The sequence below is a fragment of the Pseudolysobacter antarcticus genome (genome assembly GCF_004168365.1).
GTDB lineage: Bacteria > Pseudomonadota > Gammaproteobacteria > Xanthomonadales > Rhodanobacteraceae > Pseudolysobacter > Pseudolysobacter antarcticus.
Genome location: NZ_CP035704.1, coordinates 2656081 through 2682342 on the forward strand (window position 1 = coordinate 2656081; position 26262 = coordinate 2682342).

Annotated in this window: 23 protein-coding genes and 1 pseudogene; 6 read left to right on the forward strand and 18 right to left on the reverse strand. The window is 57.8% G+C overall.

Annotated features, from left to right (window positions below; genetic code table 11):
- Positions 1-11 precede the first annotated feature (11 nt).
- Positions 12-521, forward strand: coding sequence for a hypothetical protein (locus tag ELE36_RS11315; protein ID WP_129833360.1), 510 nt, complete (start codon positions 12-14; stop codon positions 519-521).
- Position 522: 1 nt separating this feature from the next.
- Here the strand turns inward: ELE36_RS11315 and ispH are convergent, their stop codons facing one another.
- The 5 genes from ispH to murJ form a co-directional block, all read right to left on the reverse strand.
- Entirely contained in the window at positions 523-1473 is a 951-nt protein-coding gene (gene ispH, locus ELE36_RS11320) for a 4-hydroxy-3-methylbut-2-enyl diphosphate reductase (RefSeq protein ID WP_129833362.1), read from the reverse strand.
- Positions 1474-1547: 74 nt separating this feature from the next.
- The gene (lspA, locus tag ELE36_RS11325) at positions 1548-2051 is read right to left on the reverse strand and encodes a signal peptidase II (protein WP_129836828.1); all 504 of its coding nucleotides are present in this window, start codon (positions 2049-2051) and stop codon (positions 1548-1550) included.
- Positions 2052-2083: 32 nt separating this feature from the next.
- Positions 2084-4951 carry an isoleucine--tRNA ligase gene (gene ileS / locus ELE36_RS11330; RefSeq protein ID WP_129833364.1) on the reverse strand — a complete coding sequence of 956 codons (2868 nt, stop codon included), beginning with the start codon at positions 4949-4951 and terminating at the stop codon, positions 2084-2086.
- Positions 4952-4954: 3 nt separating this feature from the next.
- Entirely contained in the window at positions 4955-5911 is a 957-nt protein-coding gene (locus ELE36_RS11335) for a bifunctional riboflavin kinase/FAD synthetase (RefSeq protein WP_129833366.1), read from the reverse strand.
- Positions 5912-5970: 59 nt separating this feature from the next.
- Complete coding sequence (gene murJ, locus ELE36_RS11340; RefSeq protein WP_207215940.1) at positions 5971-7563, reverse strand: murein biosynthesis integral membrane protein MurJ; 1593 nt, start codon at positions 7561-7563, stop codon at positions 5971-5973.
- A 110-nt stretch (positions 7564-7673) separates the two neighbouring features.
- Here murJ and rpsT point away from each other — a divergent pair, with 110 nt between their 5' ends.
- A complete protein-coding gene (gene rpsT / locus ELE36_RS11345; RefSeq protein WP_129833369.1) occupies positions 7674-7937 on the forward strand; it encodes a 30S ribosomal protein S20 in 264 nt (87 codons plus the stop codon).
- A gap of 49 nt (positions 7938-7986) precedes the next feature.
- On the opposite strand, the gene cgtA is transcribed toward rpsT, so the two are convergent.
- The 3 genes from cgtA to rplU form a co-directional block, all read right to left on the reverse strand.
- Positions 7987-9084 carry an Obg family GTPase CgtA gene (cgtA, locus tag ELE36_RS11350; RefSeq protein ID WP_129833371.1) on the reverse strand — a complete coding sequence of 366 codons (1098 nt, stop codon included), beginning with the start codon at positions 9082-9084 and terminating at the stop codon, positions 7987-7989.
- Positions 9085-9261: 177 nt separating this feature from the next.
- Entirely contained in the window at positions 9262-9519 is a 258-nt protein-coding gene (rpmA, locus tag ELE36_RS11355; protein WP_129833373.1) for a 50S ribosomal protein L27, read from the reverse strand.
- Positions 9520-9586: 67 nt separating this feature from the next.
- Positions 9587-9898, reverse strand: a complete 312-nt coding sequence (gene rplU / locus ELE36_RS11360) for a 50S ribosomal protein L21 (protein WP_129833375.1) — start codon at positions 9896-9898, stop codon at positions 9587-9589.
- Between the two features lie 285 nt (positions 9899-10183).
- Between rplU and uvrA the strand changes: the two genes are divergently transcribed.
- Positions 10184-13054: an excinuclease ABC subunit UvrA gene (uvrA, locus tag ELE36_RS11365; protein WP_129833377.1), complete on the forward strand. Its 2871-nt coding sequence runs from the start codon at positions 10184-10186 to the stop codon at positions 13052-13054.
- Positions 13055-13102: 48 nt separating this feature from the next.
- Here uvrA and ELE36_RS11370 read toward each other — a convergent pair whose 3' ends face one another.
- Positions 13103-13600: a copper chaperone PCu(A)C gene (locus ELE36_RS11370; RefSeq protein ID WP_165371579.1), complete on the reverse strand. Its 498-nt coding sequence runs from the start codon at positions 13598-13600 to the stop codon at positions 13103-13105.
- 138 nt (positions 13601-13738) lie between these two features.
- On the opposite strand from ELE36_RS11370, the gene ygiD reads away from it, so the two are divergent.
- The gene (gene ygiD / locus ELE36_RS11375; RefSeq protein ID WP_129833381.1) at positions 13739-14536 is read left to right on the forward strand and encodes a 4,5-DOPA-extradiol-dioxygenase; all 798 of its coding nucleotides are present in this window, start codon (positions 13739-13741) and stop codon (positions 14534-14536) included.
- Positions 14537-14653: 117 nt separating this feature from the next.
- Positions 14654-15412, forward strand: coding sequence for an enoyl-CoA hydratase/isomerase family protein (locus tag ELE36_RS11380; protein WP_129833383.1), 759 nt, complete (start codon positions 14654-14656; stop codon positions 15410-15412).
- Positions 15413-15481: 69 nt separating this feature from the next.
- Here the strand turns inward: ELE36_RS11380 and ELE36_RS11385 are convergent, their stop codons facing one another.
- The 3 genes and pseudogenes from ELE36_RS11385 to bamJ all read right to left on the reverse strand — a co-directional run bounded on the left by ELE36_RS11385 (position 15482) and on the right by bamJ (position 17975).
- Positions 15482-16330 carry a sulfurtransferase gene (locus tag ELE36_RS11385; protein WP_129833385.1) on the reverse strand — a complete coding sequence of 283 codons (849 nt, stop codon included), beginning with the start codon at positions 16328-16330 and terminating at the stop codon, positions 15482-15484.
- Positions 16327-17132 (reverse strand): annotated as a pseudogene (locus ELE36_RS11390) (NUDIX hydrolase). The gene ELE36_RS11385 and the pseudogene ELE36_RS11390 overlap by 4 nt, the downstream one beginning before the upstream one ends.
- Before the next feature lie 114 nt (positions 17133-17246).
- Positions 17247-17975: a BamJ family beta-barrel-assembly machinery protein gene (gene bamJ / locus ELE36_RS11395; protein WP_129833386.1), complete on the reverse strand. Its 729-nt coding sequence runs from the start codon at positions 17973-17975 to the stop codon at positions 17247-17249.
- Positions 17976-18246: 271 nt separating this feature from the next.
- Here bamJ and ELE36_RS11400 point away from each other — a divergent pair, with 271 nt between their 5' ends.
- Entirely contained in the window at positions 18247-19029 is a 783-nt protein-coding gene (locus ELE36_RS11400; RefSeq protein WP_129833388.1) for an enoyl-CoA hydratase-related protein, read from the forward strand.
- A 30-nt stretch (positions 19030-19059) separates the two neighbouring features.
- On the opposite strand, the gene ELE36_RS11405 is transcribed toward ELE36_RS11400, so the two are convergent.
- The 6 genes from ELE36_RS11405 to ELE36_RS11430 all read right to left on the reverse strand — a co-directional run bounded on the left by ELE36_RS11405 (position 19060) and on the right by ELE36_RS11430 (position 26240).
- Positions 19060-19902 (reverse strand): ion channel, encoded by an 843-nt coding sequence (locus tag ELE36_RS11405; RefSeq protein WP_242512251.1) that lies wholly within the window; start codon positions 19900-19902, stop codon positions 19060-19062.
- An 82-nt stretch (positions 19903-19984) separates the two neighbouring features.
- Positions 19985-20884 carry a DUF1684 domain-containing protein gene (locus ELE36_RS11410; RefSeq protein WP_129833392.1) on the reverse strand — a complete coding sequence of 300 codons (900 nt, stop codon included), beginning with the start codon at positions 20882-20884 and terminating at the stop codon, positions 19985-19987.
- Between the two features lie 15 nt (positions 20885-20899).
- Entirely contained in the window at positions 20900-22753 is a 1854-nt protein-coding gene (gene mutL, locus ELE36_RS11415) for a DNA mismatch repair endonuclease MutL (RefSeq protein ID WP_129833394.1), read from the reverse strand.
- Between the two features lie 128 nt (positions 22754-22881).
- Entirely contained in the window at positions 22882-24087 is a 1206-nt protein-coding gene (locus ELE36_RS11420; protein WP_129833396.1) for an N-acetylmuramoyl-L-alanine amidase, read from the reverse strand.
- 196 nt (positions 24088-24283) lie between these two features.
- Positions 24284-24757 carry a tRNA (adenosine(37)-N6)-threonylcarbamoyltransferase complex ATPase subunit type 1 TsaE gene (gene tsaE, locus ELE36_RS11425; protein ID WP_129833398.1) on the reverse strand — a complete coding sequence of 158 codons (474 nt, stop codon included), beginning with the start codon at positions 24755-24757 and terminating at the stop codon, positions 24284-24286.
- The gene (locus ELE36_RS11430; RefSeq protein ID WP_129833400.1) at positions 24750-26240 is read right to left on the reverse strand and encodes an NAD(P)H-hydrate dehydratase; all 1491 of its coding nucleotides are present in this window, start codon (positions 26238-26240) and stop codon (positions 24750-24752) included. The genes tsaE and ELE36_RS11430 overlap by 8 nt, the downstream gene beginning before the upstream one ends.
- Positions 26241-26262 lie beyond the last annotated feature (22 nt).

A 26262-nucleotide genomic window follows, 5' to 3' on the forward strand; every position in this document is an offset into this window, starting at 1 on the left:
TGATACTTTTCATGTCTCTCGTGATACTGCTGGCTCTTTCATTGTTAGCGATAATCACGCTTTCTCCGTCGCTAAGAGAAACAAATAAAACCAATGAAATGTACAGCGCACAAATTGCTGAAATAGCTGCTAATAGTGCGATGAATTCAGCGAAAATGATAATACAGAACACTGCAAAAAAGTATGGGGCAACCGACGTATGCTTACATATTCTATGTGCCGCCCGTATTAGAAACAGGCCTCAGAATCCCACTGACTTCCTGAACATCAATCCAACTCAAGCGACGATTAATGAATACCAAACTGGTTTACCTATACTGAAAGGCAAAAGTGAGAATATGCATTCGGCATCGCCGTCAATCTACGTTATAGAAGATCTTGGCGATTTAAGTGTGACAGGCGAGATGATGCAAAAAAATTCAACCCATTCACTACGCAGCTTCAGAATCACCACGCGCGGTGTTGGAAATACAGGTAAGGTTCTGAAAGTGATTGAAGGCATCTATTCCGTTCAGGAGTAAATTATCCCACCAGCCGAATTCGCAGCTCTTTCGGCAGCGCAAACGTGACGTCCTCTGGCTTGCCTTCGAGATGTTGCACGTCGGTCGCGCCCCACTCGCTCAGGCGTGCGATGACACCTTGTACCAAGCTCTCTGGAGCAGAGGCACCTGCGGTGACGCCGATGCGCTGGCGTCCGGCAATCCATGACTGATCAATATCATCGGCGCCATCGATCAAGTACGCGGGTACACCCTGCTTCTCAGCGAGTTCGCGCAAGCGGTTCGAGTTGGAACTGTTTGGCGATCCGACTACCAGCACCAGGTCGCATTGCTGGCCAAGCCGCTTGACCGCATCCTGGCGGTTCTGTGTGGCATAACAAATGTCATCATGCCGTGGTCCGAGGATCGCCGGAAAACGCTGACGCAATACCTCGATCACGGCCAGAGTATCGTCGATAGATAACGTCGTCTGCGTCGCATAAGCCAGATTTTCCGGCGAATTGACATGCAGCGCTGCGACATCTTCGGGTGTTTCGACCAGATAGATACTGCCCTTGCCATTCAAGCGATCCCATTGCCCCAATGTGCCTTCAACTTCGGGGTGGCCGGCGTGGCCGATCAGCACCACATCGCGCCCGGCCTTGCAGTGCCGCGCCACTTCCATGTGCACCTTGGTGACCAGTGGGCACGTCGCATCGAACACATTCAGGCCACGTGACGTGGCTTCGCTGCGCACATCCTGCGAGACACCGTGTGCACTGAAAATTACGGTTGCGCCATCCGGCACTTCGGCGAGTTCATCGACAAAAATCGCCCCGCGTGAGCGCAAGCCGTCGACGACAAAACGGTTGTGTACGACTTCGTGACGCACGTAAATCGGTGCGCCGAACGATTCGAGTGCGCGTTCCACGATCTCGATGGCGCGATCGACACCGGCGCAAAAACCGCGAGGATTGGCTAACAGGACTTCCACTACGATCTCCGTAAACTTTTTCGGTCGCAATCAATCGCGAAATATCGAAACCGACCCGCGAACATGCAAAGTGATTATCGCGCTTTCGCGGCCGTGTTGCCGGCGAACAAACTCAGACCGATCAACAAAACTGCTCCAACACTGATCGCCGAATCGGCGACATTGAATGTCGGGAAATACGATTGTCCGTAATACACCTGGATGAAATCGACGACATGTCCGAGTCGCACGCGATCGATCAGATTTCCCAGCGCCCCACCGATCACGAGCGCCAGCGGCAATGCCGTGCGCCAGTCGCTGCGCGCCGTGCGCTTGAGCCATGCGATCAGCACCAGACTTACGCCGAGCGCGAGCAGACCGAACAACCAGCGTTGCCAGCCGCCTTGATCGTTGAGGAAACTAAACGCAGCACCTTCGTTGAACGCCAAGGTCCAGTTGAGAAACCCCGCGATCACCGGCACCGTGTGATACAGCTCGATCTGCGCCAGCACGATGCCCTTGCTGACTTGATCGAGCACGATCACCAGCAACGACAACAGCAACCACGCCAAGGCATTTTGTGCTGTAATCGATTTCATCGATGAAGGATTCGCCGTGCTGGTCACGAGCATCAGAAATACTTCCGTATTTCGCCGCTGCCCGCGACGTTCTGGATACAACGCGCGCAGATTTCGGGATGCTCGGCATTACTACTGACATCCGCCACATAATGCCAGCAGCGGATACATTTTGTTGCCGAACTCGCCTGCGCCGATATCCAGACTTCTGCTTCGGGTGTGCCCGCCTGACTCATATCGACCTTGATCGCATCCGCCGGCTTGCTCGATATATCCGCAAAATTCAGGCCGGATGTGATGAAGAAGAATCGCAACTCGGCTGCCACCGGTGTGTATCGCAGACGCGTAGCAGAATCTGAATACAGCGTGACATCCGCCTGCAGTGCCGCGCCGATCTTGCCCTCGTTACGCATGCCTTCGAGCACTCTAGCTACGGCGGCACGGATTACCAGCAAATCGCTCCAGTAGGCGGAATCCTTGGCTTCGACAACCGCAAGACCGTCGTACCAGGTTTCGAACAAAACCGATTCGCCACGTTCGCCCGGCATGTGCTGCCAGATTTCCTCGGCGGTGAAACTCAGGATTGGCGCAAGCCAGCGCACCATCGCTTCGAGAATGCGATACATCGCGCTCTGGGCGCTGCGCCGCGCCTGACTGTCGGCCTGCATCGTGTAGAGCCGATCCTTGGTCACATCGAGATACAACGCGCCCATTTCCAGACTGCAGAAATTCTGAATGCGCTGCACGATCGTCGGGAAATCAAAGCGATCGTAAGCCTCGCTCACCGACTTTTGCAGCTCGTGCGCCTGCTGGATCGCCCACTGATCGAGCAGCAGATTTTCGCTGACCGGCAACAAATGTCTGGCGGGATCAAACCCTTCGAGATTACCGAGCAGGAAACGCGCGGTATTGCGAATGCGGCGATACGCATCCGATACCCGCTTGAGGATTTCATCCGACACCGACATCTCATTACGATAATCGGTCGACGCGACCCACAAGCGCAGCACATCCGCACCAAGGGTCTTCATCACCGACTGCGGCGCAACCACGTTGCCGACCGACTTCGACATCTTGCGACCTTGCGCATCGACCGCAAAACCATGCGTCAGTACATGAGCAAATGGCGCACGACCGTGCATCGCCACCGAAGTCAGCAACGATGACTGGAACCAGCCACGATGCTGATCAGACCCTTCGAGATACATCACCGTATGCGGATGTTTGCCGTCATCGGCGAGCTCCGGTCGCGCATCGACTACACACGAGTGCGTGACGCCGGAATCGAACCACACGTCCAGAATATCCGTGACCTTTTCGTAATGTTCGGCATCCGCGCCAAGCAATTCGGCGATATCCAGGTCGTACCAGACATCCACGCCGCCCTGCTCCACGCGCAATGCGACCTGCTCCATCAATTCGATTGAGCGTGGATGCGGTTCACTGGTGGATTTGTGTACGAACAGTGCAATCGGCACGCCCCAGGTACGCTGACGCGAGATGCACCAGTCCGGCCGACCGTCGACCATGCCGGCGATGCGTTCTTCGCCCCAGCCCGGCACCCAATCGACTTTTTTGATCGCGGCCAAAGCGGCGTCACGTAGTCCGGCTTTTTCCATGCTGATAAACCATTGTGGCGTCGCGCGAAACGCCACCGGCGTTTTGTGGCGCCAGCAATGCGGATAGCTGTGTGTGATTTTTTCATCGGCCAGCAACATGCCGCGTTCGCGCAACAACGCAATGATTGTGTCTTGCGCCTTCCAGATATATTGGCCAGCGAAGATTTCCGTGTCGGGTAAATACACGCCATTGCCACCGACCGGATTGAGCACGTCGAGGCCGTATTTTTTGCCGACGATAAAATCCTCGACACCGTGCCCGGGTGCGGTATGCACGGCGCCGGTGCCATCTTCGGCCGAGACGTGATCGCCGAGAATGATCGGCACTTCGCGCGTATAAAACGGATGACGCAAGCGCAACAGTTCAAGCTCGCTGCCGAGCACGCTCTGGCTGCCGGCGAGCACATGCACGCCTTCGACCTTGTAACGCTCCAGCACTTTGCGGATCAGCGGCATCGCGATCACCAGCAATTGCCGCTGCTCGCCGCGCTTCGGGCCATCGACTAGGACATAATCGATCGCCGCACCCAGCGTCACCGCCAGGCTTGCCGGCAACGTCCATGGCGTCGTGGTCCAGATTGGCACGGCGACGATATCGCCATCCTCGATCGTCCCTCCGAATTTCGCCGCGAGCGATTTCGGATCGATCGCGTCGTAGGCAACATCGATGGCTGGCGATGTTTTATCGGCGTATTCGATCTCGGCCTCGGCCAGCGCCGAGCCGCAATCGAAACACCAATGCACTGGTTTGGCGCCGCGTGCGAGATGGCCGTTGCTGACGATTTTCGCGAGCGCGCGCAGCATGTCGGCTTCGTATTTGAAATCCATCGTGCGATACGGATGTTCCCAATCGCCGAGCACGCCGAGGCGCTTGAAATCCTCGCGTTGCAGGCTCACCTGCTCCGATGCAAATACACGACAGGCTTCGCGGAATTGTTTGGCGTCGATCTTCTGCCCGACCTTGCCGACTTTTTTCTCGACCGCGATTTCGATCGGCAGTCCGTGGCAATCCCAGCCCGGCACATACGGCGCACGGTATCCCTCGAGCAGGCGTGACTTGACAACCATATCCTTGAGAATCTTGTTGACCGCGTGACCGATATGAATCGCGCCGTTGGCATACGGCGGGCCGTCGTGCAGCACAAAGGTTTTCTCGCGGTGTTTGGCAACCTCTTGAATCTGCTGATAGCGCCGCTGGGTTTCCCACACGGCCAGCATGCCGGGTTCGCGTAGCGCCAGATCGGCTTTCATCGCAAAGTCGGTTTGCGGCAGATTGATAGTGCTCTTGTAATCGGTAGTCACGCGTCAAGCTCCAGCTTCGGCTGTTTTTACGGGGAAGTTCAAGATATGTCTTGCGGCGGCGGCATCAAGGTGAATCTGCTCGACCATCGCATCGAGATTGTCGAATTTTTCTTCGTCGCGCAATTTTGCAACGAACTCCACGCTGATGCGACGGCCATACAGATCGCCATCGAAATCGAACAAATGCGCTTCGAGCAGCGGCTCCTTGCCGTTCACGGTCGGGCGTACGCCGAGACTCGCAACCGCGGGCCAAGACTCGGCGGTGACGCCGTGCACATGCACCGCAAAAATACCCTGCACCGGCGCAACACGCGTGCCGAGGCGCAGATTGGCGGTCGGATAACCAAGCGTACGGCCGAGTTGCTGACCACGCACGACATGCCCGCCCATGCTGAACGCACGCCCGAGTCCGCGTGCCGCACTCTCGAAATCACTTGCGGCCAATGCCTCGCGGATCGCCGAACTGCTGATCCGCACGCCCTCATGCTGGATGGTTTCCAACTCTCTGGCGACAAATCCGTAGCGCGGCCCGAGCTGTTGCAGCAACGCAAAATCACCCGCGCGTTTATGTCCGAAGCGAAACCCCTGCCCGACCCAGACTTCGCGCGCATTCAGCCGCCTAACCAACACTCGCGCCACAAAATCCTCAGCGCTCATCGCACTCAGGGCTGCATCGAAACGCAGCGACAACAGACGTTGCATGCCGAACGCTGCGATCCCCGCGATTTTTTCGCGCGCATTCGACAGCCGCGGCATCGCTACGCCGCGCGCAAAAAATTCGCGTGGCAAGGGCTCGAAGCTGATCGCTGCCGATATCAATTGCATCGCGCCCGCACGCTCGCGAACGCGCGCCAGCATGGCCTGATGACCACGGTGCAGCCCGTCGAAAGCGCCTATGCAAATCACGCTGCCAAATGGCGCCAGGCAAGCGCCGCTGGTATCACGAAACAGGAAAGTCATTCTGTCGAGTATAACGATTAAATCGCTGCCATTGCAGCGCAACATCGCGCCAGCGGCAATCAATGCGCGTGCAGATCGCGCAGCCGAAAACCGCAAGCAAACAGAGTCGCGACAAATGCCATACCGGCACCGGCGATCAGCACGCCGAGTCGGAATACACGCATTGCCACAGCCATGGCCGGCCAATCCTGCCAGCACCACAGCCCGAGCAGCAGCACGCTCACCAGCGCTGCGCAGGCGGCCAGCAAACGCAATGAATGACTGGCCCAGCCAGGCTGGCTGACGAAGATGCCATCACGCCCTAGCGCGCGCCAGAGCAACCATAGGTTCAGATAACTGGCGAGCGCACTGGCCAGCGCGAGGCCAGCATGCAATCCAGGGATGGCTTGAATCTGTGCCAGCAAAGCACCGGATTGGTTAGCCGGACCGCGCCAGCACAGAAACAAAGTTCCGACGAAGAGAAAATTCATCGCCATGTTAGCAACCATTGCCGCAACTCCGGCACGCACCGGCGTGGTGGTGTCCTGGCGCGAATAAAATGCCGGTGCAAGCACCTTGACCAGCGCGAATGCCGGAAGCCCCAGGCTCAACGCCGACAAACTCAACGCTGTCATCTCGACGTCGTGCGGCTTGAATGCACCGTGCAGAAACAAGGTCGCGATGATTGGTTTTGCCAGCAACACGAGTGCGAGCATCGCCGGCAACGAAATCAGCAATGCGGTGCGCAGCCCCCAGTCCAGCGCCTTGGCAAAACCATCACGATCGGTACTCACGTGATGGCGCGACAGACTCGGCAAAATCACCGTGCCGAGCGCTACACCGAACACACCGAGCGGCAATTCGAGCAGGCGATCGGTCTGCGATAACCAGGTCTGCGAACCGGAAATCAGGAACGATGCGATCAGCGTATCCAGCAGCAGATTGACCTGCATGATCGACGAGCCGAACAGACTCGGAATCATCAGTTTCAGGATGCGCCGAACGTCCGGATGCGACCAGCCCCAGCGCGGCAGGCTGAGCAGATTGAGTCGGCGCAGCGCGGGCAGTTGCAGCAGCAGCTGCAGGATGCCCGCGACCAGCACCGACCACGCCAGCGCCATGATCGGCACCTGCAGTCGCGGCGCCAGCCACAACGCACCGGCGATCATGCACAGGTTCAGGATCACCGGCGTGATCGCGGCGAGCGCAAACCGATTGAAGCTGTTGAGTACGCCGCCGGACAACGCCGTCAGCGAGACGAACAATAAAAACGGAAACGTGATGCGCAACAAATTGCTGGTCAACTGGAATTTTTCCGGCTGCTCGATCGCGCCAGGCGAAAAAATTTCGGTCACCCACTCCGCGCCGAACACACCGAGCGCGGTCACCAGCAGCAACACCGCGCCGAGCGTGCCGGCGGTGCGTGAAATCAGCTCGCGTAATGCTGCATGACTCTGCGTTTGCTTGACCTCGGTAATGATCGGCACAAACGCGGTGGAAAATGCACCTTCGGCAAATAACCGACGCAGGAAATTCGGAATACGAAACGCGACCCAGAATGCATCCGTAGCAGCGCTCACACCGAATACGCTGCTGATCGCCATGTCGCGCAGCAGACCGAGAATGCGCGAAATAAACGTCATCGCACTGAACGACAGCATTGAACGCAGCATGCTCATGCGGCAATCCCGTGACAAAAACGGGGAGTTTCATTGACGTAGCGCGGTGCAAGTTGGATAATTACGCTCCTTTTTTCCCGTTCCACCGTTTTTGGAGTTTTCCCTTGGCTAATATCAAGTCTGCGAAGAAGCGTGCGCGTCAAGCCGTCAAGCGCAACGAGCGCAATACAGGCGCGCGTTCTGCGCTGCGCACGGCGATCAAGAAAGTTGTGAAGGCAATCGAATTGAAGGACAAGGCCGGCGCTGAAGCTGCGCTGCGTTCTGCCGAGCCGATCCTGGATCGTTCCGGCGCGCGTGGTCTGGTGCACAAGAACAAGGTTGCACGCCACAAGAGCCGTTTGACTGCGCACATTCGCGCCCTCGCATAAGCTCGCAACACATTCTGCAAAAAGGCCGACGTTAGTCGGCTTTTTTGTTTCAGTCGGCCGCATGCTTGGCAGCATCGGCAGCGAGCTGAGCGTCGAGAACCGCCTTGGCCTCGATCGCCGCTTCGGTTTCGGCCAACTTTTGCGCGTCGAAAAATTCCTGCACCTTGAGCATGATCGGCATCGTGCCTTCGCGCCCGAGCGCGGAAACCATGAACCACGGCGCTTTCCACTTCAGGCCCTTGATGATCGCCTTGGCGCGTTTGGCGGCTTCCGCCGGATCGAGCAAGTCAGCCTTGTTCAGCACCAGCCAGCGCGGCCTGTTGGCTAGTTGCGCATCGTATTTCTTGAGCTCTTTCTCGAGCACACGCACCTGCTGGATCGGATCGATGTCGTCGTCGAGCGGTGCCATGTCGACCAGATGCAGCAACAAGCTGGTGCGCCCAAGATGCTTGAGGAACTGGATACCGAGCCCGGCACCCTCTGACGCGCCTTCGATCAAACCTGGAATATCGGCGATAACAAAACTGCGATAGGCCTCGATGCGCACCACGCCAAGATGCGGCTGCAACGTGGTGAACGGATAATCGGCGACGCGCGGCGTGGCAGCAGAAACCGCGCGTACGAAGGTCGATTTTCCGGCATTCGGAAAACCCAGCAGACCGACATCCGCCAACACTTTCAATTCGAGGCGCAGCTCGCGCACATCGCCGGTTGTACCGGGTGTGGCGCGGCGCGGCGCGCGATTGGTCGAGCTCTTGAAGTTGACGTTGCCCTTGCCGCCGTGACCGCCTTGCGCGACCTTGAGGCGCTGCCCGTCTTCGGCCAGATCGCCGATGATTTCTTCGGTTTCGAGACTGGTAATAACAGTACCGACGGGCACGCGAATAATCGTGTCTTCGCCGTTCTTGCCGAACATCTGCCGGCCCATGCCGTTCTCGCCACGCCCGGCGCGGAACTGGCGCTGGTGGCGGAAATCGATCAGCGTGTTCAGGCCTTCATCAGCGAGGATCCAGATGTGACCGCCATCACCGCCGTCGCCACCATCCGGGCCGCCGAAAGGAATGAATTTCTCACGCCGAAAACTGACGCAGCCGTTGCCGCCAGCGCCCGCAGTGACTTTTATTTCGGCTTCGTCGACGAATTTCATAGGATTGGCCAAGTGGTGCTGCAATAGGCATCAGGCAGCGCTGATACGTGCGGAGTTCGTCCGCGCAACATTGTAACGGAGAAGTTCGGGCAGTCCGCAGGCATACCGCGGTCAATTCCCGGACAGAAACAAAAAGCCCCGCTGATGCGGGGCTTTCGGCGTACGTAAAGCGCAAAATCAGCCCGCGATGATGTTTACCGTGCGGCGGCTGTTGGCACCCTTGATCTTGAACTCGACCTTGCCATCGACCAACGCGAACAAGGTGTGATCGCGACCCAGACCAACGCCGGTGCCCGGATGAAACTGGGTGCCGCGCTGACGCACGATGATGTTGCCTGCGTTCACGTCCTGGCCGCCATAAATCTTGACGCCGAGATATTTCGGGTTCGAATCGCGGCCGTTGCGGGTAGAACCGCCAGCTTTCTTATGTGCCATTGCTAGATCCTCGTAAGTGACGTCGATGGATGTTCCGTCGTCGCCACGTTGAATTGGGAACGAATTATCAACCAGTGATGCTGGTGATCTCGATCTCGGTGTAATGCTGACGGTGGCCGGTTTCCTTGCGGAAATGTTTACGGCGACGGAATTTGACGATGCGGATCTTGTCCAGACGTCCGTGCGACTTGATCTTCGCACTAACACTGGCGCCTGCGACCAGCGGTGCACCGACCGTGATGGTTTCGCCTTCGCCGAGCAACAACACCTGATCGAGTTCGATCGTGCTGCCCACTTCTGCGTCGAGTAGCTCGACGCGCAGGTATTCACCCTGCATAACGCGGTACTGCTTACCGCCTGTCTTGATTACTGCGTACATGGCAATGCCTCTGTAGTTATTATGAAATCTGCCGGGATAAAAATTTAGCGCGCCATCATATCGTCTTGGCGGGTTTGGGTCAAACTGCGGATAAGCTTGAATTTATCGGCGTTGGCCTAAACATCGAAGGGCCAGCGTCGCATTGCTTTACCGAGCCGTTCAAAAGGCAGACTTGGATGGATGCCTTTCGAGGCAAACGCCGCCGGAAATCCTTCGTGCTGGTCGCCCACGCAGCGGGCTTGACGAGCGCGGTATAGTACTTCGTTTCCTCTCAAACGGCAGCACATGGATACCATCCGCATCCGCGGCGCCCGCACGCACAACCTCAAGAACATCGATCTCGACTTGCCGCGCGACAGCCTGATCGTCATTACGGGTTTGTCAGGTTCGGGCAAGTCGTCGCTCGCGTTCGACACCATCTACGCCGAAGGCCAGCGTCGTTATGTCGAGTCGTTGTCGGCGTATGCGCGGCAGTTTTTATCGGTCATGGAAAAGCCCGACGTCGATCACATCGAAGGCCTGAGTCCGGCGATCGCGATCGAACAGAAATCGACCTCGCACAACCCGCGCTCGACCGTCGGCACGATCACCGAGATCTACGATTATCTGCGTCTGCTGTTTGCGCGCGTCGGCACTCCACGTTGCCCGGATCATCACTTGCCGCTGGAAGCGCAAACCGTGAGCCAGATGGTCGATGCGACGCTGGCGATGAATCCCGAGCACCGCTACATGCTGCTCGCGCCGGTCGTGCGCGATCGCAAGGGCGAGCATTTGCAGGTATTCGAACAGTTACGCGCGCAAGGTTTTGTGCGTGCACGCGTCGATGGCGTCTTGCATGAGCTCGAAGCCGTGCCTGCGCTCGTGCTGCGGCAGAAACACACGATCGAAGCCGTGATCGATCGCTTTCGTCCGAAGGCCGATCTCAAGCAACGTTTGGCTGAATCGTTCGAGACAGCATTGCGGCTCGGCGAAGGTATCGTCAAAGTCGTGGATATGGACGGTGGACAGGACAGTCCAAAAGCCACCGATGCAAAAGCTACGGAGACACTTTTCTCGTCGCGCTACTCGTGCCCGATCTGCGACTACTCATTGTCCGAACTCGAACCGCGGCTGTTCTCGTTCAACTCACCAAATGGCGCTTGCCCAAGTTGCGATGGCCTCGGCGTCACGCAGGTATTCGACGCCGCGCGCGTGGTCGTGCATCCGAACCTGAGCCTCGCCGCGGGTGCAGTGCGCGGTTGGGATCGACGCAATGCATATTATTTCCAGCTGATTTTGTCACTCGCGAAACACTACGGTTTCGACATCGATATGCCGTGGGAGAAACTTTCCGCAGCGATCCAGAAATCGGTGCTGTACGGAAGCGGCGATGAGCTTGTCACGTTTCGTTATCTCACCGAAACCGGCGGCAACGTCCAGCGCAAACATCGCTTTGAAGGCATCATTCCGAATCTCGAACGCCGCTACAAGGAAACTGAATCATCGGCGGTGCGCGAGGAACTGGCCAAGTTCATCAGCCAGCGGCCGTGCCCGGATTGCCACGGCCAGCGCCTCAATCGCTCGGCGCGCAATGTGTTTGTTGCGGACAACAATTTGCCGAAAATCACTTCGCTGCCGATCTCCGAAGCGCAGGATTTTTTCCATACCCTCACCCTGCCCGGCTGGCGCGGCGAGATCGCGACCAAGATCGTCAAGGAGATTCGCGAGCGTCTGCGTTTCCTGATCGACGTCGGCCTCGACTACCTCACGCTGGATCGCCAAGCCGATTCATTGTCAGGCGGTGAGGCACAGCGCATTCGCCTCGCGAGCCAGATCGGCGCGGGCTTGGTCGGTGTGATGTACGTGCTCGACGAGCCTTCGATCGGCTTGCATCAGCGCGACAACGAGCGTCTGCTTGCGACCCTCACGCGACTACGCGACCTCGGCAATACCGTGATCGTGGTCGAGCACGATGAAGATGCAATGCGCGTCGCCGACTATGTCGTCGACATTGGTCCCGGCGCCGGCGTACATGGTGGCGAAATCGTCGCACAAGGCAAGCTCAAGGACATTCTCGCCAGCAAGCGTTCGCTGACTGGGCAATACTTGTCGGGCAAACGTCGCATCGAAATTCCTAAAAAGCGTAACGTGCCCGATCCCGACCGCGTGCTGCGTGTGCTCGGCGCGTCCGGCAACAATCTGCAGGATGTCGATCTGGAAATTCCGGCCGGATTGTTCGTCTGCGTAACTGGCGTTTCGGGTTCGGGCAAATCGACGCTGATCAACGACACCTTGTATCGCCATACCGCTACCGAGCTCAACGGCGCGAACGAAAAATCCGCGCCGTTTCGCGAAGTGCAAGGCATGGAATTGTTCGACAAGGTGGTCGATATCGATCAGGCGCCAATCGGGCGCACGCCGCGTTCGAACCCGGCTACATACACAGGCTTGTTCACGCCGCTGCGCGAATTGTTTGCCACGGTGCCGGAATCGCGTGCACGCGGTTACTCACCCGGTCGTTTCAGTTTCAACGTCAAGGGTGGCCGCTGCGAAGCCTGCGAAGGCGATGGCCTGATCAAGGTCGAGATGCACTTTCTGCCCGATGTCTACGTGCCGTGCGACGTCTGTCATGGCAAGCGCTACAACCGCGAAACGCTGGAGATTTTGTACAAGGGTCACAACATCAACGACGTGCTGCAGATGACGGTTGAAGACGCCTTGGCGCTGTTCAAGCCGGTGCCAACGCTCGCGCGCAAACTCGAAACCTTGCTGGATGTCGGCCTGAGTTACATCAAGCTCGGCCAGAGCGCGACCACGTTATCCGGCGGCGAAGCGCAGCGCGTAAAACTGTCACGCGAGCTTTCAAAACGCGACACCGGCCGCACGCTCTACATTCTCGATGAGCCAACCACCGGCCTGCATTTCCACGACATCGAACAGTTGCTGAAAGTGCTGCATCGACTGTGCGACGCCGGCAATACCGTGGTTGTGATCGAACACAATCTCGACGTGATCAAGACCGCCGACTGGGTGATCGATCTCGGCCCGGAAGGCGGCCATCGCGGTGGTTTGATCCTCGCCACGGGCACGCCGGAACAGATTGCGAAAAACAAGAAATCGCATACCGGACGTTTTCTCGCACCGGTGTTGGCGGCAGGAAAAAAAGCTGCGGTCTGACCTGCTTTGACGCCGCACGCGTGAGCTACGTGCGGCGTCGATTCGAATTTAGTGCGCCGCAGGCGACGGGGTGTCAGCACTCACGATAAATGCCGCAGACACCTTGCGGCCATCGGTCAAAATCAGCGTGAGCTCGATCACTGTGCCAGCAACTACCGGTATTTTTGCATCCATCAACATCAGATGTTTGCCGCCCGGCGCGAGTGCGACTTCCGCGCCCGGCGCGATCTGCAATCCGTGCAATTCGTGCATGCGCGACACGCCATTTTCCAGCACAGTTTCGTGGATCGAAACATCGCCGAAAACTTTGCTTTGCGCTGTGCTGATTTCGACCGCTGCATCGCCATCGTTACGCAGCACCGCATAACCGGCCAGCATCATCGCACTGGGCGGCGCTTCGCGAATCCATGCGTGTTCGATCAGTAGATGACCAGCTGCGCTGGCCTGCATCGTCATCGCCGCGAGCAACGATGCAAAAACCCACGCGCAGCGATTGCCCTGATTATTCTCACTCCGTCCGCTCACACGCGGCAAATTGGATCGCATATCGAATCTCATTGTTTCCTTGGGATGCCTTGATTGGTTGCCCGTGGTCGGTTCAAGATCACACCGAGACGACCATTGAAATTATCGCACTATCACGCCTCGATCCGTCGATGCCAAGCCATTCGCAAGGACTGACCCATGACGACCATTTCAACCTCGATGCCGGTGCTGTTCATCGGCCATGGTTCGCCGATGAACGCGATCGAGGACAATGCATTTCATCGCAGCTGGCGTGAGCTCGGCCAGCAACTGCCGCGACCACGCGCCATACTTTGCATTTCCGCGCATTGGCAGACGCCGGGCGTTTTTGTCACAGGCAGCCAGCAGCCTGAAACCATTTACGATTTTTATGGTTTCCCGCAAGCATTGTTCGATGTGCGTTATCCGTCGCCTGGCGATCCCGCATTGGCGCGACGCATAACCGATCTGCTGGCGCACGAACACGCCGATGTAGATACGACACGCGGACTCGATCACGGCGCATGGAGCGTGCTCTGCGCGATGTATCCCGCGGCAGATATTCCGGTGCTGCAGCTCAGTCTGGATCGACGCAAAAACGGTGCGGAGCATTATCAACTGGCGCAGGCACTGATGCCGCTTCGCGATGAAGGCGTGCTGATCATTGCCAGCGGCAACATCGTGCACAACTTGGCGCTGTTTCGCTTCCACGACTTCGCGCCGCTGGCGTGGGCGCAACGACTCCGCGAGCTCGTGAATGCACATATCGCGCAGCGTTCGCACGCCGTCTTGTGCGACTACACAGCACTCGGTGCAGACGCTGCATTGGCCATCAACAGTGCCGAGCACTACCTGCCACTGCTTTATGCGCTCGGCCTGCAGCGCGACGACGATGAAGTCGGCTTTTTCAACGATGAAGTGCTGAGCGCCATTTCCATGACCTCGCTGCTGATTGCAAAACCCACTGTTGCTGGATGATGCGGTATGCGCGCATCACCAGCACACTTCGGTATGATGGAACAGGCGCCGATATCGCGTTCAGCGCGATACGCCGAGCTACCGACTTGCCAACTAGAAATCGACGAGAAAATTCCCATGCTGGAAATCATCAAACACGATCAGATCCACGAACTGCGTCTGCAGCGTCCACCAGTCAATGCGCTGAATCCGGAGCTGATCCGCGCCTTGCGCATAGGGGTCGAACAAGCGCCGCAGAATGGCGCGCGCGGCATCGTGATTTCTGGCAATCCCGGCATGTTCAGCGCCGGCTTGGACGTGCCCGCGTTGCTCGCACTGGATCGCGCACAACTCACCACGACCTGGCAGGATTTTTTCGGTTTGACGGCGGCGCTGGCGTGCTCGCCGATTCCGAGCGTCGCCGCGATCACCGGCCACAGCCCGGCCGGCGGTGCGGTGATCAGCATTTTTTGCGATTACCGCATCATGGCGAAAGGCGCGTTCAAGATCGGCTTGAACGAAGTACAAGTCGGCTTGTTCGTGCCCGAGAATATTCAGCTTGCACTGCGTCGGCTCGTCGGTGCTTATCGCGCCGAACGCCTGCTGGTGGCGGGTGCGATGATTGATGCGGCTGAAGCCTTGCGTATCGGCATGGTCGACGAACTGATCGACATCGATACCGTCGTACCGCATGCATTGTCGTGGTTGCGCGAGTTGCTCAAATTGCCACCGAAGGCGCAGGCGGCGACCCGCAAGATTGCGCGCGCGGATTTGATCGCGGCTTTTTCCGACCCCGACAAATTGCCGCTGGGCGATTTTGTCGACGGCTGGTTTGCAGAAGAATCACAGACCGTGTTGAAGAATCTCGTGGCAAGACTCAAGGCACCAAAAAGCTAGAAAATACCGACGTTGTTTTTGCGGCGTCAGTGCTTCAATCGAAACCGACGCCGCACAAAACGCGATGCATTATTCGCCGCGTGCGACCGGTCGTGTCGGGTCACTGATCCAGCCACTCCACGATGGCGCGAACACGCGCGAGCCGACCAGGCCGGCGTGTTCCATCGCCAGCAAGTTATGGCACGCAGTCACGCCGGAGCCACAGCTGTGGATCACCGTATGCGCGGAATGAACACCAAGCAGCGCAGAGAATTCATCACGCAATAAAGGTGCGGATTTGAAACTGCCGTCTACAGCAAGGTTTGATGAAAACGGGCGATTGATCGCGCCTGGAATATGTCCGGCAACCGTATCCAATGGTTCGACCTCGCCACGAAAACGCGGTGCGCCGCGCGCATCGAGCAGCTGTACGTTTTCACTTTGCAGCTTTTTTGACAATTCATCAAAGTATACAATTTCACCTGTCTTGAAATTGATAGCCACTTGGGTCGGCTCGGGCTGTGGCACGACGCTGTCGACAACCAGGCCGGTAGCCAACCACGCCGGCATGCCACCGTCGAGCACCGCCACGGCATCATGCCCGATCAGGCGCAACATCCACCACGCACGCGCCGCGATAGCGCCACCCGCATCGTCATACACCACAACCTGTTGCTGCGAATAATAGCCCCAACGCGCCAACGTCATCGCAAACGCTGATGCATCAGGCAACGGATGACGGCCCAAACCCGGCTTGGACAAATCGGACAGATCGCGATTCAGATCAGCATACTGCGCGCCCGGAATATGACCTTGCGTATAGGCGCGTTGACCGCGCGAAAGATCGGCAAGGTCGTGGCGACAGTCGAGAATCAGCAGATCGCCGCTGCCGATCAACGGCGCAAGTTCTGCGGGTGTAATGAGAGTAGTGAAACTCATGCCGATCGCTCCAGGCGGGAAATCAGGTTGACCAGCATCGCGGCGGTGGCGCCCCAGATCAGATAGTCGCCATAGCTGAACTCGACCACTTCACGCGGCCGATTGCGATAATGGATGCGGCGAATACGCTTGTTTTCCGGCGCCAGAAAAAAACTCAGCGGCACTTCAAAAACTTCCGCGACTTCGACCGGATCGGGAATAGCCAAATAGTCGCTGGCGACTTCGCCAAGCACCGGCGTCACCTGGAAATTGCTGATTGTTTCGTAACAATCGAGATAACCGAACGGACGCACTTGCTGCGGCGAGATGCCGGTTTCTTCATGCACCTCGCGCAGCGCTGCGGCAACCGCGTCGGTATCGCTGGCTTCGATCCGTCCACCCGGAAAACTGATTTGCCCGGCGTGGTTGTTGAGATGCTCGGTGCGGCGCGTAAATATCACGGCCAAACCCTGTGCACGTAGCACCAGCGGCACCAGCACGGCAGCAGGTTTGCGCGGCTCGGGGCCGAGCAAATCCACTAGCTCATCGTGATTCCATGCCGGCTCACCCGGCGGATCATCTAGCGCGCGAACGGCGCGCGCCAGCATATCGAGAGTGACGTCAGCGATGATCACTGCCCTGCCCTGGCCAGTTCGCGTGCAGGCAACAGCTGCTCCATGATGTAACGACGTTGTTTATCGTCGTAACTGATCCAGCGTGCGATTTCGTCCCCGGTACGATGACAACCTTCGCAATAACCCTGCGCATCGAGATAACAGATACCGATGCACGGACTCAGGATTGGCAGATTCAGATTGCTCATGTCTATAAAATTCTTGATCGCAGATGACAAAACGCCGCGGCAGGCCGCGGCGTTTCTGTCTGCGCTTTTTATCCCGATTGGCGGAAATAAAAGCTTGGAACAACCGCGTGGCTGTTATTTCACATCGAGCAATTTGATCTCGAATACCAGCGCTTCGTTGGGTCCGATGCGCGGTGGCTGGCCGCGGTCACCGTAAGCATCTTCCGGTGGTACAAACACTTGCCAATGATCGCCGATCTTCATCTTCGGCAAGACTTCCTGCCAGCCCTTGATGACCGAATCGACTTTGACGTGCACCGGTTCACCGCGTGCGAACGAGCTGTCGAATTCCAGGCCGCTGGCGAGCGAACCGCGGTAATGCACGGTGACTTCGCTGGTAGCGGTCGGACTCTTGCCGCTACCGTCTTCGATCACGCGATATTGCACGCCGCTGGGCAATGCAACGATGCCTTTCTTGCTGCGATTATCCGACATGAACTTGGCGCTGGCCGCCTTGTTGGTCGCCGCAGCCTTGTCGAACTCGGACTTGGCTTCGGTCATCATCTTCTGCTGCATGCGACCGAGCACGTCACGCATGGTGGCTTCGGGCACCGTCGGCGGACGCTTGGCGTAGCCGTCCTGCAATGCCTTGATCACGGTATTGATATCGATATCCATCTTGCGTTCGACAAAATCGTTGCCGATCTGGAAACCGATCGCATACGAAAGATTATTCTTGTCAGCCGCTGTGAGCGGTGCAGGCGCACTGGCTGCGGGCGCAGTAGCTGGGGCCGATCCGCTTTGCGCAAAAGCGATGCTTGTTGCCAATAACGTCGCCGTGGCGAGAGTCCAACGCAATATCATGCTACCTCCAGACTGTGGATAATTTCGAGAAAATGTCATGCAATGAGATGCTGGAAAGCCAGCGTGCAGCGCTGCATTCTATCCGAGCGCATGCGCTTGAGCCACTATTACCGTGCTTGCGATCCGGCTTCGAGACGCGATGCCCGGAAAAGGTTCCCCCAACGCGTTTCAAGCCTAACCATGTCTAGCTGAACCGTGCCTGCTATTATCCGCGCCCTTCGCTATCGGGATCGCGCGCGCGCGGCTCCCGCACCACCACGAGGAATAGACAATGGCTTACCGCAATTTGCTGATCGAGGATACCGCTTCGATTCGCCGCATCACGATCAATCGCGCCGACAAACTCAACGCACTGAATCGCGACACCATCGACGAATTGCATGATGCATTTCGTGTGGCGCAGGCTGACGATCAAGTGCGCGTGATCGTGCTTGCAGGAAGTGGCGACAAGGCGTTTGTCGCTGGTGCCGATATCAGCGAACTGACGCAGATGAATGCACTGCAGGCACAGGCATTCTCGCGCGCCGGCCAGCAGATGATGCTGTTCGTCGAACGCCTCGGCAAACCGGTGATTGCGCGTATCCAGGGATTCGCACTCGGTGGCGGTATGGAACTGGCGATGTCTTGCCACCTGCGCGTCGCCAGCGAAAAAGCAAAATTCGGCCAGCCGGAAATCAATCTCGGCGTCATTCCAGGTTTCGGCGGGACACAGCGGTTATTGCGTCTTGCGGGCCGTGGCGCGGCGCTGGAAATGTGCCTGCTCGGTCAGAATATCGACGCGCAGCGCGCGCACGCACTCGGTCTGATTACCCGCGTCGTCGCGCCGGAAAAGCTCGATGAAGAAATCAACACGATCGCCAATCAGCTCGCGCACGCCGCGCCACATGCATTGGCCGGAATTCTCGATGCAGTATTGCTTGGCGGTGAGATCAGCATCGATCAAGGGCTTGAGTTCGAAAGCCAGGCGTTCGGATTGTGTTTTTCCACCGCCGACATGCGCGAAGGTACGCAGGCTTTTCTCGAACGCCGCAAACCGGTATTTCAAGGCCGATAAACGCCGCGACGATAGTCGTGAAACCTGCCGTCAGAGCGGGATCACGTCCTGGAATTTGGTGAAATCCATATGCGTGATGCCATCGCCGTCATCGGTTGCGATATCGGCGTAACGATGTGACCAGCGAATCTGCCCATGGTCGTAGTTCATGCGCGCACGCATCGGCTGTACCGTGGTTTCGTCGGTGCCTTCGATGATCAGAACCAGACTGGCATCCATTTCCGCAAGCGATTCCGCGTTCATGCCGTATAGCGGACTGCGTTCATCGATCACGTGCATGAGATTCCATCCAAGCGAAAAAACCGGATGGTGATCGCGTATCAATTCGAGATCATGCAGACGGCGCATCGTCATGCCTTCGGCGGATAACTCCCTACGCACCATGCGCAAGCGCGCACTGGCTTCGGAGATCACATTCTGTCGTCCGTTGGCAGCACGGATCGTCAACGTCGGCTTGCCCTCGACGGGGCCGATCACTGGATGATGCGTGAACATGATCTTGGCACGCGGTCGCGAGAAGCGCGCGAACACCAGACCAGTGACAACCGCAATGCTCATCATGCCGACGAAGATCTCCAGTGTCGCAAGCATGTGACCATACAACGACTGCGGATGCATATCGCCGTAACCGACCGTTGCCAGCGTTTCCACGCTGAAGAAAAATGCGCCCCAGAATCCCGCCGGAGCCTGGTTTGCAATCGGCTGTTCGCCCAGGCCGTAAAGCAACGCGAAAACCGCATTCAACGTCAGGAACAACAACGCGATCAGGCCAAAGAATACCGGCCAGCGCAAGGTCAGGCATTCATGAAAAAAATCCGACCAAAAATAGCGCGGACGACCGTACGTGACGATAGTGCGATTGCCCAGGCTCACACGCTGCGACTGAACGCCGCGCCGCGGTGGCGCAGCGTTTTTTATTGGCAGTTTGCGATCGGGCTGCAAGATCGGATCGATATCAGTGGTGCGAACCGCGATATTTCTTTTCGCCAGCCGTCACGGCCAGGGTGAGGCGATTTTCCGGCGGCGCCAGTGGACACGTCGCATAAGGCGTAAACGCGCATGGCGGGTTATACGCCTTGTTGAAATCGATCACGATCTTGCCATCCTTCGGCATCTCTGCATAGAGGAAACGTGCCGAGCCGTAAGTCTCCTTGCCGCTGGTCTTGTCGGCGATGATGAACCACAGTTCCTTGGCATCCGGTTCTTCGAGCACCGGCAACAATTCGTAGCTGTGTCCGTCACGCTCGAACACTGCCTTGCCTGGCACCGGCATCTTGTCGACGGTGCCGATCACGCTCGGGATTTCGAGCTCATGCGGCGGATCGTACGCGATCCATTTTGCCTCGATCCTCCACTTCGGATCGGTTGGAAAATTATCCAGCCCGACAAAATGCGTACGCGTTTCGGCTTCGGTGTCTTTCACGCGCAGACCTTTGCGGCCGGAACGATCGATCAGATAAAAACTTACGTTGCCGAACGATATCGTGGTCGGTTTTTCGTGCGAGTCGTCGAGCAGTTCCGCACTCGTTGCGGCCTTGCCATCGATCTGCGCGTTTGCGGCAAGGTCCAGCGTGATTGTCGCCTTGCCATCTTTCAGGACGATCTTGCCGAGATGAGCTGGCCCCTTGGTCAACACGACGTCGTTGTCCTTGGCGCTGCCGACGCTGTTGCTGCCGTCCTTGAGCCACGGCAAACCGATCAGCGACAGCCAGCCATTCGGCGCCTGCAAACGCTGCAGGCGTTGCGCACGCCAAGTATCGATCTGCTTGGTGTAATCGCCATCCAGCCCCGCGGAAGTCACGCCGACGCCGGCAAAAAGTACACTGAACAACAGACTCAAGTTCAACATTTTCATTTCTCTCGTTGAGGATTAACGACCACGCAAAAACAGACGATCGAGTTCGGCTATCGACAATTGCACCCAGGTCGGTCGACCGTGATTGCATTGACCCGAGCGTTCGGTGATTTCCATCTCGCGCAACAATGCGTTCATTTCGGGCAAATTCAAGCGGCGGTTGGCGCGTACCGAGCCATGACATGCCATGGTCGAGATGACTTCGTTTTGCACTTCTTCAAGTCGTCGCGAGCTGCCGTGCGTGATCAGATCGGCGATCACGTCGCGCACCAGACTGCCGACGTCGGCGCCTTCCAGTAACACCGGATAACGCCGTATCACGAGGCTTTGCGGGCCGCTGCGACGAATCTCGAAACCGAGCTCGACAAATCGTTCGGCCTGCTCCTCGACACAGGCAGCTTCGCGCTCGCTCACAGCAAGTGTCAATGGCACCAGCAGGATTTGCGCGCGAATGCCGTCGTTCTCACGTGCTGCCTTGAGTTTTTCGTAGGTGATGCGCTCGTGTGCTGCGTGCATGTCCACCACGATCAGACCAGCCGCATTCTGCGCGAGCACATAAATGCCGTGCAGTTGCGCCACCGCAAAACCCAATGGCGGAATGCTGCCATCGCCTTCGTCCATGGCGGATGACGAATGCCGCATTGTGGATATTTGCGCATAGTCCACAATGGCACTATTTTGCTCGATACCAGCAAGCAACGCATATTCGGCCAATGGTTCGCGCACGCCAAGCGCGAGCGGCGATTGGGTGCGCCAATCCGCGCGCTGTGCCGACCACGCAGTATTTGTTGATGCTTGCATGCCGTTACTCGGCCCAGAACTCGAAGGCGCTGGTGCCAGACCGGTCGGTGCCGACGATACCGAACCCGCACGTGTGTCGGCCAATGCCGCATGCAGCGTGCGATAAAGAAAATCATGTACCAGCCGGCTTTCGCGAAAGCGCACCTCGCTCTTGGCCGGATGCACGTTGACGTCCACCATTGTCGGATCGAGTTCTAGGTACAACACGAACGCCGCGTGACGTCCGTGATACAAAACATCGGCGTACGCCTGACGCACCGCATGCGCGAGCACACGATCACGCACCAGACGTCCGTTGACATAAAAAAACTGCTGATCGGCCTGGCTGCGCGAAGCGGTCGGCAGACCTACCCAGCCGGACAAACGCAAACCGGCCGCGGCATGATCGAGATGCAAACTCTGGCCGATGAAGATATCGCCGCAGACTTCACCGATCCGCTGCAACGCGCTGCTTTCGTCAGTGGTCGGCCGTAGTAATCGCACCGGTTTGCCGTTGTGGCTCAGGCGAAATTCGACGTCCGTGCGCGCCAGCGCCATTGATTTGACAAGCTCATCGATATGGCTGAACTCGGTGCGCTCCGCGCGCAGGAATTTGCGACGCGCTGGCACGTTGTAGAACAGATCACGTACTTCGATCGTTGTACCCACCGGATGCTGCGCCGGCTGCTGCGTCTGATTGCGCCCGCCTTCGATTTCCAGACGCCAACCTGCATCTTGTGTTGCCGGACGCGAACTCAACGCAAAACGTGCGACCGAGGCAATGCTCGGCAACGCTTCGCCACGAAAACCCAGCGTCAATACGTGCTCCAGATCATCGAGCGAACCAATCTTGCTGGTCGCGTGCGAGGTTACCGCCAACGGCAGTTCATCGACTGCGATGCCGCTGCCGTTATCACGCACGCGAATCAGCCGCGCGCCGCCATCTTCGATCTCGATTTCGATGCGCGTCGCGCCGGCATCCACACTGTTTTCGACCAGTTCCTTGACCACCGACGCGGGGCGTTCGATCACTTCACCAGCTGCGATCTGGTTGATCAGTTCGGGAGAAAGTTGCCGGATACGGGACATGCGAATGCTCGGTTACAAGCTCGACATGATAGCCGATGCCTGCGCGACATGAGCATTGAGATGGGACCGCGAGAAGAACGTAGAATTGATCGATGCTACAACACTTGCCGACGCGGGCGGCGACGCACTTACTCTGACACCGCAGACATGCTGTCGCTGCGCGCGGCGATATGCTGACTGCTACTCTTGTCGCGTGACGCATTAGCGGCAAACATGGTGCCCGGCGGCGGCGTTGCACGGAAATAATCACGCACACCATCGAGAATCGCGCTCGCCAGTTTTTCGCGTTCGCCCGGCGAATTCAGGCGCTTCTCTTCGCTCGGATTACTGATGAACGCAGTCTCGACCAGGATCGACGGCACATCCGGCGAACGCAATACGACGAAGTTCGCACGCTCGATATAGCCGCGATGTGTGGTTCCGATTTTGCCCAGCGCGCGCAATACGTTTTCCGCGATATTGCTGCTCGCTTCGAGCGTCGCGCCCTGCTGCAAATCGAGCAATACCGCAGCGAGAGTTTGATCCTTGTTGTCCATCGACACACCGCCGACCAGATCGGAACGGTTTTCTCGATCCGCGAGCCAGCGCGCCGCCTGATTGGTAGCACCGCGCGAGGACAACACCCATACCGAGGAGCCGTGCGCATCGCTGGAAGAAAATGCATCTGCATGCACCGAGACGAAAAGATCGGCCTTGGCTTCACGCGCCTTTTTGTAGCGATCTTCGAGTGCCACGAAATAATCACCGTCACGTGTCAGCACGGCGCTCATGCCGGGCTGCTTGTCGATCATCTGCTTGAGTTCGCGCGCGACCGACATGGTGATATTTTTTTCATGCGAACCGGAGGCGCCGATCGCGCCCGGATCTTCGCCGCCGTGGCCGGGATCAATCATCACGACCACGTTGCGCGTCTTGCCGCTGTTGCTTTGCGCAACGCTTTTGATGACCGCGCGTGCGGATTTTTCTTTCGGATACAGATCAACGACGAGGCGATAACCGAGATTGTCCGCAGGCGGCAACAGGAAACTTTTCGGCAACGCGGCGCCAGCGAGATCGAACACCACACGCACATCGCCCTTGCCCTGCTTGCCGGTACGAACCGACTTCATCAGACCCTTGCCGTTGACGATACCGAGACTGTCAGCAGCAACGCTGCCACGGATGTCGAGCACGATGCGATCTGGATTGGCGATCTGAAACAGCCGGTAATCGAGCGGACCGCTGACATCAAAAACAGCGCGCGTGTAATCGGGACTGGCCCAGACGCGGACAGCAGAAATTTCAGCGGCGGACGCAGCAAAACTGGCGGAAAGCAAACCGCTTCCCATCAGCATCACACTACCGATTTGTCGCCATATCGCCTTCATGACTCGCATTAAACGCAAATCAGATGGCGATTTCAAGCACTTTTTCCATAAAAATCTGAAAGCTAGGCGAGCTTTCTCATACTTGGTACAGGAACATGCTTCAAGTGGCCGAATAATCTGCGTGGAGAGAGGATGAGATGCGATTAAAAAAATCCATCGCGAATCACTGAAATGCGGCGTCACTCATCCAGCATTTTCCGATTGCGCTACATGCCTCCACGACCAGATCGCGGCGTAATCCGGCGTGGCTTAATCGTATCTGCAAATCCGCCGACGGCAACGTATTGCCGGCGCGCTCAGGCCATTCGACCAGCAGCAATGCATCGGGCGTGAGCAAGTCAGCCAAGCCCAACCATTCGAGTTCACCCGGATCGGCGATGCGATACAGATCCAGGTGATGGATGTTCAAAAGTGCGCTGCGATAGGATTCGATCAGGCTGTAGGTCGGACTCTTGACGCGTTCCGCCACGCCGAGCGATTTGATCAAGGCGCGTGCGAAGGTGGTTTTGCCAGCGCCGAGATCGCCGATCAGATATATCAGGCCACCCTGCGTTATCGCTGCAGCTAGCCGTTGCGCGAGTGATACCAGCGCCGCTTCGTCGAGATTGTTGCAGCTGATCACGTTACGGTCATCCATTCGTCTTGACCCCGTTCGCCAGCAAACGCAGATGCGGAAAAAGATCGCTGGCAAGCAAACCACGTTGGCCTTGTTTTGCGGCGGCGTCCCCCGCCAGCGCATGCAAGGCGACGCCGAGTTGCGCCGCCGGCCACGCGGGAATGCCTTGCGCAAGCAACGCCGCGATCACGCCAGTCAGCACATCGCCCATGCCGGCCACCGCCATACCTGGATTGCCCCACGGACAGATCCGCACTTGGCCGTCGGGCGCGCAAACCAGCGAACCCGCGCCCTTGAGCACGATCACGGCATTGAATTTTTTTGCGAGTTTACGTGCAGCAGAAAAACGATCGCTCTGGATTTCTGCTGTCGTGACTTCGAGCAGGCGCGCCGCCTCAGTCGGATGTGGAGTGAGCACGGTTGGCGTAGAAAATTGTCTGGGTTGCAGCGCTAGCATGTTCAGCGCATCGGCATCGACGACTTGCGACTTGCCGACATCCAGCGCGGTGTGCCACAAAGCATGTCCCCATGCGCACTGACCAAGCCCAGGCCCCAGCGCCAGCGTGCTGATGCGCGGCAACAAATGTTCCAGCGCCTGCGCATCCTCGACGCCTTGCGCCATGAGTTCGGGACGCGCCGCATTCAACGCTGGCACATGCCCGCCACGCGTTGCCACGCTGACCAAACCCGCGCCACAACGCAACGCTGCTTCGGCCGCCAGCCGGATTGCGCCTGCCATGCCGTGATCGCCGCCGATCGCAAGTACATGTCCGAATGATCCCTTGTGTACGTTTTTCTTGCGCGGCGCAAGCCACGTATCAAGCTCATGCCTATCCAGCAAACATGCATCTGCGGTTTCGTTGGCATACGCAGTTGCGGAAGCGTCCAGTGTGTCCAGCAACAACTCGCCACGAAAATCCAGCGCATCGCTAGTAAATAGTCCACGCTTGTGCGCGATGAGACTGAGTGTGACATCAGCCTGCACCGCAACGCCTTGCGCGCCGCCGGTATCGGCATTCACGCCGGAGGGGATATCCAGCGACAGCACGGGCGAGTCTGATGCATTGAGTTGCGTGACAAGTACCGCGGCGATTCCGCTAAGCGGGCGCGTCAGACCTGTGCCGAACAACGCATCGACATACACATCGGCTTGCGGCAACAGCGTATTTTCATGGCTTGAAATAATAGTTCCACCGCCATCTCGAAATACCGAATGGGCGCGCGCCGCGTCACTGGCACTTTTGGCTGTGCCAAACGCAAGCACGTCGACTTGCAAACCCGCCTGATGCGCCAACAATGCGAGCAGATAACCGTCGCCGCCGTTATTGCCACTGCCACACAGCACCACGACGCTGCGCACCGCAGGCCAACGCTTTTGCAGAAGGGCGAATGCCGAAGTGGCCGCACGTTGCATCAACGTGTAACCCGCAACGGATTGTTGCGCGATCACCTGCTGATCGATACGGCGCACTTGCGCAGCGGTGTAGAGGTCGTGACTGATCATTCAGCGATTATACTGAGCATTG

Excerpts from the sequence above, each read along its gene's own strand:
- ELE36_RS11410 (WP_129833392.1), bottom strand. The coding sequence starts at position 20,884 with ATGAAAATGTTGAACTTGAGTCTGTTGTTCAGTGTACTTTTTGCCGGC.
- ELE36_RS11315 (WP_129833360.1), top strand. The coding sequence starts at position 12 with ATGTCTCTCGTGATACTGCTGGCTCTTTCATTGTTAGCGATAATCACG.
- ygiD (WP_129833381.1), top strand. The coding sequence starts at position 13,739 with ATGACGACCATTTCAACCTCGATGCCGGTGCTGTTCATCGGCCATGGT.
- rpmA (WP_129833373.1), bottom strand. The coding sequence starts at position 9,519 with ATGGCACATAAGAAAGCTGGCGGTTCTACCCGCAACGGCCGCGATTCG.
- ELE36_RS11430 (WP_129833400.1), bottom strand. The coding sequence starts at position 26,240 with ATGATCAGTCACGACCTCTACACCGCTGCGCAAGTGCGCCGTATCGAT.
- ELE36_RS11385 (WP_129833385.1), bottom strand. The coding sequence starts at position 16,330 with ATGAGTTTCACTACTCTCATTACACCCGCAGAACTTGCGCCGTTGATC.
- rplU (WP_129833375.1), bottom strand. The coding sequence starts at position 9,898 with ATGTACGCAGTAATCAAGACAGGCGGTAAGCAGTACCGCGTTATGCAG.
- ELE36_RS11335 (WP_129833366.1), bottom strand. The coding sequence starts at position 5,911 with ATGACTTTCCTGTTTCGTGATACCAGCGGCGCTTGCCTGGCGCCATTT.
- tsaE (WP_129833398.1), bottom strand. The coding sequence starts at position 24,757 with ATGGATGACCGTAACGTGATCAGCTGCAACAATCTCGACGAAGCGGCG.
- ELE36_RS11400 (WP_129833388.1), top strand. The coding sequence starts at position 18,247 with ATGGCTTACCGCAATTTGCTGATCGAGGATACCGCTTCGATTCGCCGC.
- ELE36_RS11370 (WP_165371579.1), bottom strand. The coding sequence starts at position 13,600 with ATGCGATCCAATTTGCCGCGTGTGAGCGGACGGAGTGAGAATAATCAG.
- bamJ (WP_129833386.1), bottom strand. The coding sequence starts at position 17,975 with ATGATATTGCGTTGGACTCTCGCCACGGCGACGTTATTGGCAACAAGC.
- cgtA (WP_129833371.1), bottom strand. The coding sequence starts at position 9,084 with ATGAAATTCGTCGACGAAGCCGAAATAAAAGTCACTGCGGGCGCTGGC.
- ELE36_RS11380 (WP_129833383.1), top strand. The coding sequence starts at position 14,654 with ATGCTGGAAATCATCAAACACGATCAGATCCACGAACTGCGTCTGCAG.
- murJ (WP_207215940.1), bottom strand. The coding sequence starts at position 7,563 with ATGCTGCGTTCAATGCTGTCGTTCAGTGCGATGACGTTTATTTCGCGC.
- mutL (WP_129833394.1), bottom strand. The coding sequence starts at position 22,753 with ATGTCCCGTATCCGGCAACTTTCTCCCGAACTGATCAACCAGATCGCA.
- uvrA (WP_129833377.1), top strand. The coding sequence starts at position 10,184 with ATGGATACCATCCGCATCCGCGGCGCCCGCACGCACAACCTCAAGAAC.
- lspA (WP_129836828.1), bottom strand. The coding sequence starts at position 2,051 with ATGAAATCGATTACAGCACAAAATGCCTTGGCGTGGTTGCTGTTGTCG.
- ELE36_RS11420 (WP_129833396.1), bottom strand. The coding sequence starts at position 24,087 with ATGCTGATGGGAAGCGGTTTGCTTTCCGCCAGTTTTGCTGCGTCCGCC.